Consider the following 15,412-nt stretch of genomic DNA (forward strand, 5'->3'; position numbering starts at 1 on the left):
CGCGGGAAGGAATGCCGACTACTTGAACCGGAACGTGATCCGGCCCTTCGTCAGATCGTAGGGAGTCATTTCGACGTTGACGCGGTCACCGGCCAACACGCGGATGCGGTTCTTGCGCATCTTGCCCGACGTGTGAGCCAGCACCTCATGCTCGTTGTCGAGTTTCACCCGGAACATCGCGTTCGGCAGCAGTTCAACGACCGTCCCGGAGAACTCGATCAAATCTTCCTTAGCCATAGCCCCTATAGTCCGTAACAGTTTCGTGGCAATAACTGACCTCCCCAAGCCCCGTGGTCAAGGGGGATTCCGCCGTGATGCTCAACCATAGACGGGGATGTTCGTTTCGTCACGCCCGACGACTCAGCCGGGCAGCGCTTCTTCGGCCGCGTCGTCGTCCCCGGCCGGCGGTCCGTCCGGCAGTTCCGCGGACTGGAACGGGTTGAAGGGCGACGGGCTGCCGTCCAGCCGCTGGCGCGGTTCGGCGGCCTGCGCGATCCGCGCGAACATCTCCTTCTGGTCCGTCTCCATCCGCCGGGTCAGGCGCGCGATGGTCTCGGACGCCGTCAGCGCCCGGCCGGTGGAGCGGTCATAGAACACATTGCGGTTGCTCTTCGCTGCGGACGGCAACAGGTCCGCCGCCGTCGCCGTCGGGGACGACTCGGCCGCGCGGATCAGCTTCGCAGCACCCCCCACGCCCATGACGTAGGCGATGCGGCTTTCCGTTTCGGTGACCTTACGGCCCAGCCGGGACTGCAGACGGTCCCGCCCTTCGGAAAGATAGCGCGCCGCCATGCCCGCGGACAGGTCCACGTCCTGGCGCAGGTCGAGGATTTTGCGCCGCGTCGCCGGATCCTTGACCGACGGAATGCCGTTGCGGCTCTCGATCGCGCCGGCCAGCTCGCCCTGCCCATAAGCGGCGCCATGCCGGCGGAACAGGTCGAGCCACGTCCGTTCCAGGAACTGAAAGGGACCGGCGGCCGAGCTGGACCGGTTGCGGGCGGACGGGTTGAGGCCGCTTTCCTGGGTCGCCTGGGCGAGGATCGCGGTGAAGCTGTGGCCGGACAGGCCCGCCACCTGCTGCGCCGCCAGCACCACGCGCCCGGCAGCGGGGTTGCCCGCCAGGGCGCCGGCCGGCGTGAAGCCCCCGCCGGCTTCAGGCTTGCGCGCCGGGAACGGCACCCGCGTGCCGTCGGCCAGCTCGATGGGCGCCTCCGGCTTCCGCGCCGGGGCCGCGGGAATCTTCTGCCCGTTGCCCAGACGCCCCCGCGGCAGGGGCTGCGCGTCGGCCAGCACGTCCCGGAATGAGGCCCGGACCGTCGCCCCGGCCCCGGCGTCGGCCATGGGGTCGCCCCCGGGCCGGCCGGCGACGTCCGGCTTGCGCTCTGGAATTGGGGCGAAAGGAGGCTGCGCGACCTTCATGGAACACCAGCACCGTCAAGGCGGTGCCGCCGCGGCGCTTCGGAAGGCAAGGACCGGGTCCACGCGATTCGAACGCTCCGGGCGGCGGAATACGACCGTGCCCGTATAGCACACACTCGTTAATATTATTCAACCATGTCGGTACCGACGTGGGCCGACAGCCTTTTGTCCGAGCCCGTTTCCTGCTCCGCACCCAGGTCCGTGATCACGCCGGGAACCAGCGGCGTGGTCAGCGGGCGGGCGACATCGTCATGGCTCCGGTCGAGGCGCCAACGGTCGATGGCGGCGAGCAGCTTGGATTTCTCCAGCGGCTTCGCCAAGTGGTCGTCCATGCCCGCTTGGTGGCAGCGCTCCACCTCGATCGCCAGGACGCCCGCCGACAGCGCCAGGATCGGGATGCGGCCGGTGGCGCCGGGCAGCGCCCGGATGCGCCGAGTCGCCTCCAGACCGTCCATGACCGGCATCTGGACGTCCATCAGCACGATGTCGTAGGGATGCTCCTGCACGGCGGCCAGCGCGGCCGCGCCGTCCTGCACCGCCTCCACGTGGTGGCCGGCCTTGGTCAGCATCGTGATGGCAAGGTCGCGGTTCATCGCCAGATCCTCGGCCAGGAGGATGCGGGCGCCCCGGCTGGTGGGCTCATTGGGATGGACGGCGCCGCCCTCCCGCTCGTCCACGGCCCCGGCGCTGGCCGGTTGCAGAGGCAGGCTGAACCAGAAGGTGCTGCCCACGCCGGGGCGGCTCTCCACGCCGATTTCGCCGTCCATCAGCTCCACCAGCCGGCGGCAGATCGCCAGGCCCAGACCGGTGCCGCCACGCCCGCGCTCCAGCTGCGTGAAGCGCTGGAACAGCTCCCGCTGGCGGTTTTCCGGCACGCCGATGCCGGTGTCGCTGACCGTGAAGGTGTAGCGGCGGGCACCGGCGTCGTCGCCCATGGCCTTGATGGTCAGCCGCACGCTGCCCCGGTCGGTGAATTTCACCGCGTTGCCCAGCAGGTTCAGCAGGATCTGGCGGACGCGGTCGGGATCGCCCAGAACGTAGCCGCGCGCCGCGGCCGACACCGTCGTGTTCAGCTCCAGCCCTTTCTGCTCCGCCGTCAGCCGCACCATCGCCTGGCAGCGGTCGGCGAGATCGTCGATTCGGAAGGGCACGCAGACGAGGTCGAGCTTCCCCGCCTCCAGCTTCGACAGGTCGAGCACGTCGTTGATGACGGTCAGCAGCGACCGCCCGGCCTCCCGCACCTGGGTGGCGTAGCGCCGCTGCTCGATGGTCAGCGGGGTTTCCAGCAGCATCTCCGCGAATCCGATCACGCCGTTCATCGGCGTGCGGATCTCGTGGCTCATGGTCGCCAGGAACTCCTCCTTGGCCCGGCTGCCGGCGCGGGCTTCCTCCATCGCGGCGCGCAGTTCCAGCTCGCGCGACTTCAGGCGGCCCGACATGTCGTTGAAGGCGGTGGCGACCAGCCGGATCTCCTCCGGCGCGCCGCGGGTTTCCACCACGGCCCCCACCTCTCCCGCACCGATGCGCGTCGCCGCCTGGCTGAGAATCCTCATCCAGCTCAACACGGAAGCGTGCAGCAAGGCCCACAGGGCGGCGACGCTGAGCAGCCCGGCGATCCCCAGCAGGACAAGGCCGCGCATCAGGTCGCGCCGCGCCTCGGCGAAGATCGGCTCCGTCGGCATGCCGACCGCGAAGGTGGTGTCGGTCTCAGTGGAATGCTGGAAGGCCCAGATCCGGCTGCGCCCGTCGGCGCTGCTGCCGTCGAAGACACCGTTGCGCTCCGTCAGCATGCGCTGGATGTGCGGGAACTCCGACAGGCTGCGGCCCACCCAACCTTCCGGGTCCGGCTGGCGGGCGATCAGGGAGCCGTTGCGGTCGAGCACGATGATGCGCGCGTCATCCTGCTTGGTGACCTTCACGAGGTCGGTCAGCCAGGCGAGGTCGATGGCCACGCCCATCACCCGCTGGATTTCCCCGTTCTCCAGGATCGGCTGGACCGCCAGGATCAGCGGCTTGGCGGAGCGCTTGCCGATGACGAAGTCGCTGAGAACGAAGGACTTCGTGTCGAGCGCCTTCTGGAAATAAGCGCGCTCGCGCAGGCTGATGCCGGCCCCGGGGCCGGTCGTGTCGCAGATCAGGTTTCCGTTCGCGTCGGTGACCCAGACGCCGGTCGTCCAGCGGTGCTGGCGCGGCATCGGGGCCAGCGTGGCGACGCAGGCGTCCGTGTTGTCGGGCGTGGCGTCGCGGATCGCGGGCACCAGCGACAGGACGCCCAGCAGGTTCCGCGCCTCGCCGATCAGGTCGCGCTGCCGTTCCACCCCGTCCTCGGTCAGGTGGCGCGCCAGCTCGCGGGCGGTGTTCAGCCGCTGGTCGAGCTGCTGGTCGAAAAAGTAGATGACTCCTGCCAGCGGCAGGGCCAGGGAGGCCAGTACGACACCCATCAGCCGTACGCGCAGGCTGCGCGGACCGACGGCACGGTTCAGGCGGGACAACAAGCCAGAGGGCATCAGGCGGACAACCTCTTCCAGGAGCGGCACAGCCTACAGGCCCAGCATGCCCCCTTCGATGATTCACCTCAATACCGCCGCAACCCGGCCGTGAAAATCCATTTCGGCATGGTTACCGGCGTGTGGCGCGACCATGGCACAGATGCGCCCACCTGTGGATGGGGATCGGCGGCTCCAGCCTGCGCGAAACGCCGCAGCTTTGACACCGCGTCAAACCGTCGGCCCGCGGCTCAGGGGGAAGCGGTCCTTGATCTTGTCCAGAAGCCCGTCGCGGACCTTCCGGTAGGTCTCCATCATGGTCTCGCGGTTGCCATGGATCAGCGTCGGGTCGAAGGTGTTCCAGAACTCCACGTCGCAGGCCATGGTGCGCGTCATTTCGATGGCGCGGTGCTGCGCCTCCGGCGACAGGGAGACGATCAGGTCGAAGTTGGTGTCCTCCAGATCCTCGAAGGTCCGGCAGCGGTGACGGGACAGGTCGATGCCCATCTCCTCCATCACCGCGACGGCGAAGGGATCCACCTCGTCACCCTCGCGCACGCCGACCGAATCGACGTAGACGCGCGCGCCGTGGAAATGGCGCATCATCGCCGCCGCCATCGGCGAGCGGATCATGTTGTAGGTGCAGGCGAACAACACGCTCGTCACGGGGAGCGGCTGCAGCACCGGGGCCATGCGCCGCCCCGCCCCGTCAGCCGCGGATGTGGAGGACGCAGATCAGCGTGAACAGCCGCCGCGCCGTCTGGAGGTCCATTTCCACCTTCCCGGCCAGCCGTTCGCGCAGCATCTCCGACCCCTCGTTGTGCAAGCCGCGGCGCCCCATGTCGATCGCCTCGATCTGCGAGGGCGTGGAGCGCTTGATGGCCTGGTAGTAGCTTTCGCAGATCAGGAAATAGTCCTTCACGATCGACCGGAAGCCGGTCACGGGAAGGGTGATCTTGTCCAGCGCGCTGTCGTCGTCGCGCCGGACGTCGAAGACCAGCCGGTTGTCCTCGATGGACAGGTGCAGGTGGTAGGGGCCGGAGTCGGCGTGGTCGCAGGGACAGAACTCGTTGTCCTCCAGCAGGTCGAAGATGGCAACCGCGCGCTCGTGCTCCACCTCCGGCTTGCGCCGGATGACGGTCTTTTCGTCGAGCGTCACGTGGACGATGCGGCGGTTGCCCTTCGAACTCACGCCTTCCCCCCTCCGTTAAGACGCAGCGCCACCGACAGCGCGTGGGCGTCCAGCCCTTCCGCGCGCGCCAGAGTCACGGCCGCGGGGCCGATGGCCTGCACGCTGGTCGCGTCGCAGGCGACGAAGGTCGTGCGCTTCATGAAGTCCAGCACGTTCAGGCCGGAGGAGAAGCGCGCGCTGCGCGCCGTCGGCAGCACGTGGTTCGGCCCGGCGACATAGTCGCCGATGGCCTCCGGCGTGTGGCGGCCGAGGAAGATGGCCCCGGCATTGCGGACCTTGGCCGCCAGCGCGTCCGGGTCCTCGACGGCCAGCTCCAGATGCTCCGGCGCCAGCCGGTCGACCAGCGCGGGGGCGTCGGCCAGCAGGTCGCGCACCACGATGATGGCCCCGTGCTCCCGCCAGCTCTCCCCGGCGATGGCCGCGCGGGGCAGCGTCTCCAGGTGCTTGTCCACGGCCTTGGCCACCGCGTCGGCGAAATCCTTGTCGTCGGTGATCAGGATCGACTGGGCCGATTCATCGTGCTCCGCCTGCGACAGCAGGTCCATGGCGATCCAGGCCGGATCGTTCCTGTTGTCGGCGACCACCAGGATTTCCGACGGGCCGGCGATGCTGTCGATGCCGACCGTGCCGTAGACCAGCCGCTTGGCCGCCGCCACGTAGGCGTTGCCAGGGCCGACGATCTTGTCCACCGGCGCGATGGTCGCCGTGCCATAGGCCAGCGCCGCCACGGCCTGGGAGCCGCCGATGCGGTAGATCTCCGTGATGCCGCAGCGCTTGGCGGCGGCCAGCACCAGCGGGTTGATCGCCCCGTCCGGCGTCGGCACCACCATGACGATGCGCTCCACCCCCGCCACCTTGGCCGGCAGCGCGTTCATCAGGACGGAACTGGGGTAGACCGCGGTGCCGCCGGGCACATACAGGCCGACCGCGCCGACCGCGGTCCAGCGGGCGCCCAGCCGCACGCCCTGGGCGTCGCGGTAGTCGGTCACCTCCGGCACCTGCAGGCGGTGGAAGCTCTCGATCCGCTCCGCCGCCGTGTCGAGCGCCTGCAGCAGCGCCGCGTCGCACTGCGCCAACGCCGCGTCCACCTCGTCCTGCGCGATGCGCAGAGTGGCGGGCGTCAGGGTCTGGCGGTCCCAGCGGGCGGTGTAGTCGATCACAGCGGCGTCGCCGCGCTTGCGCACGTCGTCGATGACATCGGCGACCTTGGACTGCACCTCCTCGCTCGTCTCGCGCTTAGCGTGCAGGAGCTTCTCGAATTCCTCGGCGAAGCGGGGATCCTGGGCATCAAGCCTGACGGGCATTCACGGCCTCCCGGAAGCGTTCGATCCAGCGGGAAATTTCCTCGGGCCGCGTCTTGAAGGCGGCCCGGTTGACGATCAGGCGGGAGGTGACGTCCGCGATGTGCTCGATCTCCACCAGCCCGTTCGCTTTCAGCGTCGAGCCGGTGGACACGAGATCCACGATGCGGCGGCACAGGCCGAGCGTCGGGGCAAGCTCCATCGCGCCGTTCAGTTTCACGCACTCCGCCTGCACGCCCCGCGCGGCGAAATGCCGTTTGGTGACCTCCGGGTATTTGGTCGCGACGCGCACGTGACTCCAACGCGACGGATCGTCGCTCTCCCCCAGCGCGGCGGGCTCGGCCACCGACAGGCGGCACTTTCCGATGCCGAGGTCGAGCGGCGCGTAGATCTCCGGATAGTCGAATTCCATCAGCACGTCGTTGCCGGCCACGCCCAGATGGGCGGCGCCGAAGGCGACGAAGGTCGCCACGTCGAAGGACCGGACGCGGATGATGCTGAGATTCGGCACGTTGGTCGCAAAACGCAGGAGCCGGCTGTCCTCGTTGTCGAATTCCGCTTCCGGCACGATGCCGGCGTGCGTCAACAACGGGCGCAACTCCTTCAGAATGCGTCCCTTGGGCAGGGCCAGGACCAGCTGGTCGTCGACCGCCGGGACATCGACCAATTGGTTGGTGCCCGGCGCGCCAAGAGCACGGGTATCGGCGGACAAAGAACTCTCCTCGGGCTGGACCGCTGCCCGGATATACCACATTCCGCGCCGCCGTCACGGTCTTAGGAGACGTATTCCGGCGCATCGCCGACCCGCCGGGGGATCAGGGCGGGCGTTCGGGCGGGGGAACTCAGCCCGCCGCCCCTGGTTGGATTCGCCTTTCCGGAAAAGGATCCACCCATGGCACAGGACAGCACCAAGCATCCGATCAACCCCCGCGGGCCCCACATCGGCGGTGATCCGAGCGGCTCGCAAACCCCGGCGCCGAACGCGGACGAAACGCGATCCGACGACGCTCCGACCGGGATCTCGGAACGGCTCCAGGCGGAAAAGGAAGGCCGCGCCATCAAGGCCACCACGCCGGACGGCAAGCCCTACGCCGACGAGATGGACCCCGATCGGCTGGAGAAGGGACGCGCCAACATCGGAACGCCCGGCGGTTCCGTCTGATCCGCCGCGACCGAAACGCCCCCGCCACGCCGCGGGGGCGCTTTCACATAACAACTACGTTATTTTGGCGCTTTCACAAAAAATGCGGAATCTTGCCCTTGACGGTAAGCCCACTCGCATCGTAGATAAATCCATGGACGCCCATCGTGGGCGCCCCGCGGCAATTTGATCGCAGCAGCTTGCGCCGCGTCACCAAACGCTAAAGCGCCACGATGCCGGTCGTGGAACTCTGAGAAGGAGTGACCGGAATGACGAAGACGTTCTTCCCCTCCCCCGCCGAACGGATCGGCACCGTCACGGGCATGTGTTGCGCCGGCCCCTGTGGCCGCTAAGCGCTGTCGTCGCTGAGCGCATCCGCGGCCTGAGTGCCGCCCGTCTCCAGACCATCCGATCCGTGCCAAACCCGCGAGCGCCGCGCGCCGCGGGCCGAGGGGAGCTTTTGCCATGAGCCTGTCCAGCAACGCCGCCGCTTACGCCATCGAAGTCCAGGGCCGGTCCGCCGGCATCGTCGTCGCAGAGCGCGGCGGCTTCACTTTCTTCGTGTCCGACTGGACCTTCAAGGACCTGGACCGCCGCACCTTCCGCAACATCGGCCAGGCCGAACGGGCCGCCGCGCAACTGGCGCGGGAGGCGTTCGCCCGCCGCGGGAGGCTGCGCCGCCATTGATCGGCAACCCACCCGCCAGTGTTCTTGCGCAACGCGTTCCCAGCATCCGGCAAAGAAGGCACCATGTCGTGGAAGCGCCGAGAAAAGCCGCCCGGAAGCCCGGCGTGGAACGATCGTCAGAGCACGATATAATTCAGTGGTGCCGGGGGCGCATTGCGCACTACAACGTGCCGCGCACCGTCGTTTTCAGCGACCTGCCGAAAACATCGACCGGAACGATTCAGAAGACCGTCCTGCGCGACGCAGCCCGCAAACTGGGAACGCGTCGGGAGGCCCAGACCGTATGATCACTTTCGAACACCTTCAGAAAACCTACCCCGCCCGCGGCACCGGCGCACCGGTGCAGGCGCTGGCCGACATCGACCTGACCGTCGAGCGCGGCGAGATCTATGGCATCATCGGCCGTTCCGGCGCCGGCAAGTCCACGCTGCTGCGCACCGTGAACCTGCTGGAGAAGCCGACCTCCGGCCGCGTGCTGGTCGACGGGGTGGACATGACCTCCCTGTCCGCGCGCGAGCTGCGCGAGGCGCGGCATTCCATCGGCATGATCTTCCAGCACTTCAACCTGCTGTCCTCGCGCACGGTGTTCGACAACGTCGCCCTGCCGCTGGAGCTGGCCGGCGTGGGGAAGGCGAAGATCCGCGAGGCGGTGGAGCCGCTGCTTGACCTCGTCGGCCTGACCGACAAGCGCGACCGCTACCCGGCGGAGCTGTCGGGCGGGCAGAAGCAGCGCGTCGGCATCGCCCGCGCGCTGGCCAGCAAGCCGAAGGTGCTGCTGTCGGACGAGGCGACCTCCGCGCTCGACCCGGAGACGACGACCCAGATCCTCCACCTGCTGGCCGACATCAACCGGCGGCTGGGCCTGACCATCGTGCTGATCACGCACGAGATCGCGGTCATCAAGGAGATCTGCCACAAGGTGGCGGTGATGGAAGGCGGCCGCATCATCGAGCAGGGGCCGGTCTTCGACGTCTTCGCCCACCCGAAGCATCCGACAACCCACACCTTCGTGGACCCGGTCATCAACCGCGGCATCCCCGACGCGCTGCGCGGGCGGCTGTCGGCGACGGAGGTGCCGGGGTCGAACATGGTGCTGCGCATCACCTTCACGGGCGAGCGCGCGACCTCCCCCGTCATCAGCGCGATCAGCCGCAAGCTGAACCTGGACCTGAACATCTGGCACGGCCAGATCGACGAGATCCAGGGCGCGCCCTTCGGCACGCTGGTGGTGGAGGCCATCGGCAACCCGCAGTCCATCGAGGCGGCGATCAGCCTCCTGAAAGTCAACAAGCTCGGCGTCGAGGTGCTTGGTTATGCTGTCCCCGGAAATCTACGCGCTGCTGTTTAAGGCGCTGCTCGACACGCTGCAGATGGTGGCGGTGTCGGGCCTCCTGGGCACGGCGCTGGGCCTGCCCATCGGCGTGCTGCTGGCCGTCACCGGCCGCGGCGAGCTGTTGCAGAACCTGACCTTCAACCGCGTCGTCGGCGCCGTCGTGAACATGACGCGCTCCACCCCCTTCATCATCCTGGTGGTGGCGATCATCCCCTTCACGCGGCTGGTCGCCGGCACCTCCATCGGCACCACCGCAGCCATCGTGCCGCTGACGGTCGCCGCCGTGCCCTTCATCGCCCGCATCGTCGAGGGTGCGGTGCGCGAGGTGGACCGCGGCCTGATCGAGGCGGCGCAGGCCATGGGCGCCACCCCCTTCCAGATCATCGTGAAGGTCCTGCTGCCGGAGGCGATGCCGGCCATCGCGCTCGGCCTGACCTTGTCGGTGGTCAGCCTGATCGGCTATTCCGCCATGGTCGGCGCGGTCGGCGGCGGTGGCCTGGGCGACCTCGGCATCCGCTACGGCTACCAGCGCTTCCTGCCGGAGGTGATGCTGGCGGTGGTGGTGGTGCTGATCGTGCTGGTGCAGATCGTGCAATCCACGGGCGACTGGATCGCCCGGCGCGTCAACAAGCGAAACCTGAAGTCCTGAGCCCAAAATAATTCTGAGGAGTTGGAGATGTTGCGTTCCCGTGTGCTGGGCACCCTTGCCGGCATCGCGACCCTGGCCGTTGCCTTCAGCGCGTCGGCCGAAGCCCTGAAGATCGGCGTCACCCCCGGCCCGCACGGCCAGATCCTGGAGAAGGTGAAGCCGCTGGCCGCCAAGGAAGGGCTCGATCTGACCGTCCTGGAATTCTCCGACTACGTCATCCCGAACCAGGCCTTGGCGCAGGGTGACCTGGACGTCAACTCCTTCCAGCACCAGCCCTACCTGGACAACCAGGTGAAGGACCGCGGCTATGACCTGGTCAGCGTCGCCAAGACCGTCATCTTCCCCATGGGCGTCTATTCCAAGAAGGTGAAGAGCCTGGACGAGCTGACCAGCGGCGCCAAGGTGGCCGTGCCGAACGACCCGACCAACGGCGGCCGCGCCCTGCTGCTGCTCCAGGCCAAGGGCCTGATCAAGGTGAAGGAGAGCGCCGGCCTGAAGGCGTCGCCGCTCGACATCTCCGACAACCCGAAGAAGCTGCAGATCGTCGAGCTGGACGCCGCCCAGCTGCCGCGCTCGCTGGACGACGTCACCGTGGCGGTGATCAACACCAACTTCGCCATGGAAGCCGGCCTGGACCCGAACAAGGACGCCATCGCGCGCGAGGCCAGCGAGAGCCCCTACGCCAACATCATCGCCGTCCGCAAAGCCGACAAGGACAAGCCCTGGGTCGCCAAGCTGGTGAAGGTCTACCAGAGCGACGAGATCAAGCAGTTCATCCTGGAGCGCTTCAAGGGCGCGGTCGTCCCCGCCTGGTAAGGCTTTGACGACACCCAGAAAAGCCCCTCTCCCTTGAGGGGAGAGGGGTTGGGGTGAGGGTGAAACGCTGACAAATATTAATTGAGACAGGGTCTTTTTCCCGGCTGCCGCCGGTAACGACCCCTCATCCCAACCCTTCTCCCCCAAGGGGAGAAGGGCTTTTTCTAATTCATCATGCGCCAGGTGCCGTCCGGCTGCCGGCAGGCGGTGCCGTGGCTGGGCTGGGGGACGCCGCCGATCATCAGGGTCGTCTGGTACTCGCGGCAGAGCTGCCCGCTTCGCGCCGTGTAGGACGGGCCGGCCGGGTTTACGGTGACCGGACCGGGCTGCGGCTGGGTGAAGACCACCGCGGGCGGCGGGGCCGGTTCGTAGTAGACGACCGGCGGCGGCGGGACGACGTAGACGGGCGGCGGCGGGTAGTAATAGTGGCGGGGCGGCGGATAGGCCGGCCACACCGGCCCGACGCCGACATAGACGGACGTCCGCGCGTCGGCCGCCCCGGGAATCGCGAGCATCGCTGCCAGCGCCACGCCGCACGCCAGAAAAGCGCGGCCAATCCCAGCCTGGCCAACTCCATTCCGACCGACCATGGTCACCCTCCGGTTACAGACGCGGGATCTATACGCCTAAAGTTTCAACCCCGCCACACCGTCGAGGATCACCCCGTCCATCAGCGCCTTGCGCTCCAGCTTGGCGCCGAACAGCCGGGCGTGGCTCAGGTCCGCCTTGGTCATGTCGCAGCCGATCAGGTTGGCGAAGGACAGGTCGGCCCCCGCCAGGGTCACCTCGCGCAGGCAGCCGCCCCGCAGGTCGGCGTAGCGCATCCGCGCGCCCGTGAGGTCCGACCGCATCGACCGCTTCTCGTCGAAATAGAGCGGGCGCAGGTTGACGTTGCGCAGGTCGGCGTTGTTCAGCTTGGCGTCCTTCAGGTTGATGCCGCGCAGGTCGCCGCCCTGCAGCTTCGCGACGCGCAGGTCCGCACCCTCCAGCACCGCCGCCTGGAGCTGCACGTTGGTCAGGTCGAGACCGTAGAGCGTCGCCCCCACCGCCCTCAGCATGGTCAGGCAGTTGTGCGCCAGCGACGGCGCGTGGCGCAGGTCGAACCCCGACAGGTCGAGTGCCGCACCCTGGGCGCCGCCGGTGCCGACCCACAGGATGTGCTCGCGCAGCAGATCCTCCAGCGGCCGGCCGAGGTCCGCGACGACCCGACCGACCGGATCGTCGGTCAGTGCCTCCTCCATGTCGGCGTCGGTCATGTCCGTCATGGTGAGGGAGGCGCCGGTCAGCACGGCGCCGCGCAGGCAGGCCCCCCGCAGGTCGGCGCCCGACAGGTCGGCGCCTTCCAGGTTGGAACCGCTGAAGTTGGCGCCGCGCATGGTGGCGCGGACCAGCTTGCAGCCCTTCATCACCGCGTCGGTGAAGTCGGTGTGGATGGCCATGGCGCCGGACAGGCGCGCGTTGGTCAGGTTGGCGCCCGACAGGTCGGCGCCGGTCGCCTCCGCCGGTTGCGCCTCCACATGGATCATGCGCAGGCTGCCGTCGCGGTCCTTTTCCGCCAGCGTGCCGTCGCGCAGGTCGGCCTCGAACAGGTTGGCGCCGACCAGGATCGCCCCGCGCAGGCAGGCGCCGCGCAGGTCGGTCTTGATCAGGCTGGCGTTTTCCAGGTTGGCCTGGCGCAGGTCGGTCGCGAACATCGCGGCGCAGTCGAGCCGCGCACCGCCCAAGTTCGTGCCGCGCAGCGACGCGCCGACGAAATCCGCGTGCGCGAGGTCACGCCCCGACAGGTCGAGCCCGCTGATGTCGAAGAAGGACAGCGTCGCCCGCGCCCCGCCGACGCGCGCGTTCCGGAACATCTCATGCCGCCGGACCACGGCGTCGAGCTGCGACTGATCCAGGCGGGTGAGTGGACGCTGCTGCATGGGCCGTGTACGCCTCCGGTCACAACCCGAGCTTAGCCTTAACGTCCTTCAAGAATTATTAACGCTCGTAACTTTTGGGTTACGAACCGATGACGCGGCTCACGCCGCCACTCACGCAGCCGTCTGCTGGGTTTGGCGCAGGGCGCCGCGCTCCGTCGCCACGGCGTTCAGGGCGTCGCGCAGCACGTCGGGGGTGAAGGGCTTGTGCAGCAGGCGGCAGCCCACGGCCACCGCCTCGCGGATGCGCTCGGGCGCCGTGTCGCCGGTCAGGATGATGCCGGGAATGGGATGGCCGGCCAACTCGCCGGCGCGGGTGACGGTGTCGGCGCCGGTCATGGCGCCCGGCAGGCGGAAGTCGGTGAGGATCACGTCGGGTCGGCGCGGCGCCCCGCGCAGGGCGTCGAGCGCCGCGGGACCGTCCACCGCCGCCAGCACCTGATGGCCCCAGCTTTCCAGCAGCAGCTGCATGCCGGCGCGCTGGACCGGGTCGTCCTCCACCACCAGGATCAGCCGCGCCGCCTTCGCGTCGGCGGCGTGGCCCGTGATGGGCAAGGACGCCGGCTCCTCCTTGGGTTCGCTGGCGGCGACCGGGACCATGATGGAGAAGACCGACCCCTGGCCGAGGCGCGAGCGAACCTCCACCGCGTGGCCGAGCAGCGCCGCCTTGCGCCGGACCTTCGACAGGCCGAGGCCGAGGCCGCGGCGCCGGTCGCGCTCCGGATTGCCGAGTTGCACGAAGTCCTCGAAGATCGCGTCCAGCTGCTCCGCCGGGATGCCGGCGCCGGTGTCCCACACTTCGATGCGCAGCCACTGCCCGCGCCGGCGGCAGCCGACCACCACGCCGCCCATCGGCGTGTAGGACAGGGCGTTGCGCACGAGGTCGCGCAGCATGCGCGTCAGCAGGGCCGCGTCGGTCCGGACCAGGGCGTCGCAGGGGCGGATCCGCAGATCCAGCCCCTTCTCCGCCGCCACCGCGCGGAATTCCGTCGCCACCGAGTCCAGCACCGTCGCGACCGGCACGTCGGCGATGTTCGGGCGCACCACCCCGGCGTCGAGCGTCGCGACCTCCAGCAGCGAGTGGAGAAGCTTCTCCCCGCTGTCCAGCGCCTCGCCCATCTTGTCGGCGATGGAGCGGTCGCGCGGGTCCTTCAGCCGTTCCATCAGCAGGTGGTGGAACAGGCGCAACGCCTGGAAGGGCTGGCGCAGGTCGTGGTTGGCGGCGGACAGGAAACGGGACTTGGCCTGGTTGGCGCGTTCCTTCTCGGCCAGCGCGCGGACCAGCTTCTGGTTGAGCGACCGCAGGTCGGCGGTGCGCTCGTCGACGCGCTGTTCCAGCCGGGCGTTGGCGTCGCGCAGGGCGTTGCGCGTCTCCTCCTCCCGCCGCAGGCTGGCCCAGCCGAGCCAGGCCAGGCCGAGCATCGCCAGGAAGCTGACGCCGACCACCGACAGCCCCTGTTTCAGGCGGACGACCCAGGGGGCGAGCACCACCTCGCGCGGCAACGCCACCGCGGCGACCGCCGGGAAGGCCTGCATGCGCTTCAGCCCGATCACCGTCCGTTGCCCGCCGACCAGCCAATCGTGATCGCCGCCGCCCGATCCCGGCTCCATGCGCGGCACCGGCCCCAGATCCTGGGGGCCGACGCCGGCCAGCCGCGCGCCGTCGGTGCGGAACACCCCGGCGAAGCGGTGCGCCCCGTCGCCGAACACGTTCAGCACGGTCGATAGGTTCGCCTCCGGCAACGCGAGCAGAACGGCGCCGTCCACCCGGCCTTGGCGGTCGAGCAGCCGGCGCGCCAGCACAATGGACTCCGCCCCGTCCGCCCGGCCGTGGAGCATCAGGACTCCGCCGCCGGCGCCGCCCGCGTCCGCGGCAAGGTCGCCGCCCAGCGCGGCGTCCAGGCCGCTGCCGTCCAGCGCGATGGTCGGCCCGAACACGGTCCGCCCGCCGGCGTCCACGATCGACAGCGCCCCCCGCGACGACACGGACAACGCCTCCCCAAGCGCCTGTTCCGCCAGCACGGACAGCCCGCCGTCCCGCATCCGGTCGGCGACGCGGGACACCGCTCCGACGCCGCCGTCCACCATCGCCGCGGCGTGCCCTTCGAGCAGCGCGGCCATCTGGCGGGCGTCGCGTTCCGCGCGGTTCAGCGTGTCCACATAGTCGAACAGGGTCAGCGCACCCCAGGCCATCGCGCCCAGCATCGTCATGGACGCGACGATGGCCGCCAGGACGGCCTTGGGGTGGAAGTTCAGCAGGGCGCGGACGGAAAGGCGAAGCATGGGCGCAGACAATGCAGAGGGCCTTGCCCCGCGACGGATCGCGGGAAAGCCGTTTCGACAGGCCGGTTCATTGAGCCAGACGGCATCAAGCCAGACGGGGACGACCGTGCGCGAGGGCGCTACAGCCGAAGAGCCGGCAACCGGTTGCGACGTTGAACGCACCCACCAGCGTCGTGAGCACATTCACAA

16 protein-coding genes are annotated in these 15,412 nt (G+C 69.0%); 6 read left to right on the top strand and 10 right to left on the bottom strand.

Going from position 1 to position 15,412, the window contains the following annotated elements; all coding sequences use genetic code 11:
• Positions 1–18 precede the first annotated feature (18 nt).
• The 7 genes from infA to hisG all read right to left on the bottom strand — a co-directional run bounded on the left by infA (position 19) and on the right by hisG (position 7,110).
• Positions 19–237 carry a translation initiation factor IF-1 gene (gene infA / locus J2851_RS30740; RefSeq protein ID WP_014198195.1) on the bottom strand — a complete coding sequence of 73 codons (219 nt, stop codon included), beginning with the start codon at positions 235–237 and terminating at the stop codon, positions 19–21.
• A gap of 123 nt (positions 238–360) precedes the next feature.
• Positions 361–1,341 (bottom strand): lysozyme family protein, encoded by a 981-nt coding sequence (locus tag J2851_RS30745; protein ID WP_246501049.1) that lies wholly within the window; start codon positions 1,339–1,341, stop codon positions 361–363.
• 203 nt (positions 1,342–1,544) lie between these two features.
• Positions 1,545–3,926 (bottom strand): hybrid sensor histidine kinase/response regulator, encoded by a 2,382-nt coding sequence (locus J2851_RS30750; RefSeq protein WP_209771469.1) that lies wholly within the window; start codon positions 3,924–3,926, stop codon positions 1,545–1,547.
• 210 nt (positions 3,927–4,136) lie between these two features.
• Positions 4,137–4,598 (bottom strand): arsenate-mycothiol transferase ArsC, encoded by a 462-nt coding sequence (locus J2851_RS30755; RefSeq protein ID WP_209771471.1) that lies wholly within the window; start codon positions 4,596–4,598, stop codon positions 4,137–4,139.
• A gap of 16 nt (positions 4,599–4,614) precedes the next feature.
• The gene (locus J2851_RS30760; RefSeq protein ID WP_209771473.1) at positions 4,615–5,097 is read right to left on the bottom strand and encodes a UPF0262 family protein; all 483 of its coding nucleotides are present in this window, start codon (positions 5,095–5,097) and stop codon (positions 4,615–4,617) included.
• Positions 5,094–6,401, bottom strand: a complete 1,308-nt coding sequence (gene hisD, locus J2851_RS30765) for a histidinol dehydrogenase (RefSeq protein ID WP_209771474.1) — start codon at positions 6,399–6,401, stop codon at positions 5,094–5,096. Before hisD ends, J2851_RS30760 begins: the two co-directional genes overlap by 4 nt.
• Positions 6,385–7,110, bottom strand: coding sequence for an ATP phosphoribosyltransferase (gene hisG / locus J2851_RS30770; RefSeq protein ID WP_246501050.1), 726 nt, complete (start codon positions 7,108–7,110; stop codon positions 6,385–6,387). Before hisG ends, hisD begins: the two co-directional genes overlap by 17 nt.
• A 180-nt stretch (positions 7,111–7,290) precedes the next feature.
• On the opposite strand from hisG, the gene J2851_RS30775 reads away from it, so the two are divergent.
• The 6 genes from J2851_RS30775 to J2851_RS30800 all read left to right on the top strand — a co-directional run bounded on the left by J2851_RS30775 (position 7,291) and on the right by J2851_RS30800 (position 11,024).
• Positions 7,291–7,560, top strand: coding sequence for a hypothetical protein (locus tag J2851_RS30775; protein WP_209771476.1), 270 nt, complete (start codon positions 7,291–7,293; stop codon positions 7,558–7,560).
• A 444-nt stretch (positions 7,561–8,004) separates the two neighbouring features.
• Entirely contained in the window at positions 8,005–8,226 is a 222-nt protein-coding gene (locus J2851_RS30780) for a hypothetical protein (protein ID WP_209771478.1), read from the top strand.
• A 104-nt stretch (positions 8,227–8,330) separates the two neighbouring features.
• On the top strand, positions 8,331–8,513 hold the full coding sequence (locus J2851_RS36625; protein WP_307420669.1) for an AMP-binding enzyme: 183 nt from the start codon (positions 8,331–8,333) through the stop codon (positions 8,511–8,513).
• The gene (locus J2851_RS30790) at positions 8,510–9,574 is read left to right on the top strand and encodes a methionine ABC transporter ATP-binding protein (protein ID WP_209771480.1); all 1,065 of its coding nucleotides are present in this window, start codon (positions 8,510–8,512) and stop codon (positions 9,572–9,574) included. The genes J2851_RS36625 and J2851_RS30790 overlap by 4 nt, the downstream gene beginning before the upstream one ends.
• Complete coding sequence (locus J2851_RS30795; RefSeq protein WP_209771482.1) at positions 9,540–10,208, top strand: methionine ABC transporter permease; 669 nt, start codon at positions 9,540–9,542, stop codon at positions 10,206–10,208. The genes J2851_RS30790 and J2851_RS30795 overlap by 35 nt, the downstream gene beginning before the upstream one ends.
• A gap of 27 nt (positions 10,209–10,235) precedes the next feature.
• Positions 10,236–11,024 (top strand): MetQ/NlpA family ABC transporter substrate-binding protein, encoded by a 789-nt coding sequence (locus tag J2851_RS30800; RefSeq protein ID WP_209771484.1) that lies wholly within the window; start codon positions 10,236–10,238, stop codon positions 11,022–11,024.
• Positions 11,025–11,188: 164 nt separating this feature from the next.
• Here the strand turns inward: J2851_RS30800 and J2851_RS30805 are convergent, their stop codons facing one another.
• From J2851_RS30805 to J2851_RS30815, 3 genes are all read right to left on the bottom strand, one after another.
• Entirely contained in the window at positions 11,189–11,539 is a 351-nt protein-coding gene (locus tag J2851_RS30805; RefSeq protein ID WP_246501052.1) for a hypothetical protein, read from the bottom strand.
• A 111-nt stretch (positions 11,540–11,650) separates the two neighbouring features.
• Positions 11,651–12,943 carry a pentapeptide repeat-containing protein gene (locus J2851_RS30810; protein WP_209771488.1) on the bottom strand — a complete coding sequence of 431 codons (1,293 nt, stop codon included), beginning with the start codon at positions 12,941–12,943 and terminating at the stop codon, positions 11,651–11,653.
• A 111-nt stretch (positions 12,944–13,054) separates the two neighbouring features.
• Complete coding sequence (locus J2851_RS30815) at positions 13,055–15,223, bottom strand: ATP-binding response regulator (RefSeq protein WP_209771490.1); 2,169 nt, start codon at positions 15,221–15,223, stop codon at positions 13,055–13,057.
• Positions 15,224–15,412: the final 189 nt, after the last annotated feature.

It is taken from the genome of Azospirillum rugosum, assembly GCF_017876155.1.
Classification (GTDB): domain Bacteria; phylum Pseudomonadota; class Alphaproteobacteria; order Azospirillales; family Azospirillaceae; genus Azospirillum; species Azospirillum rugosum.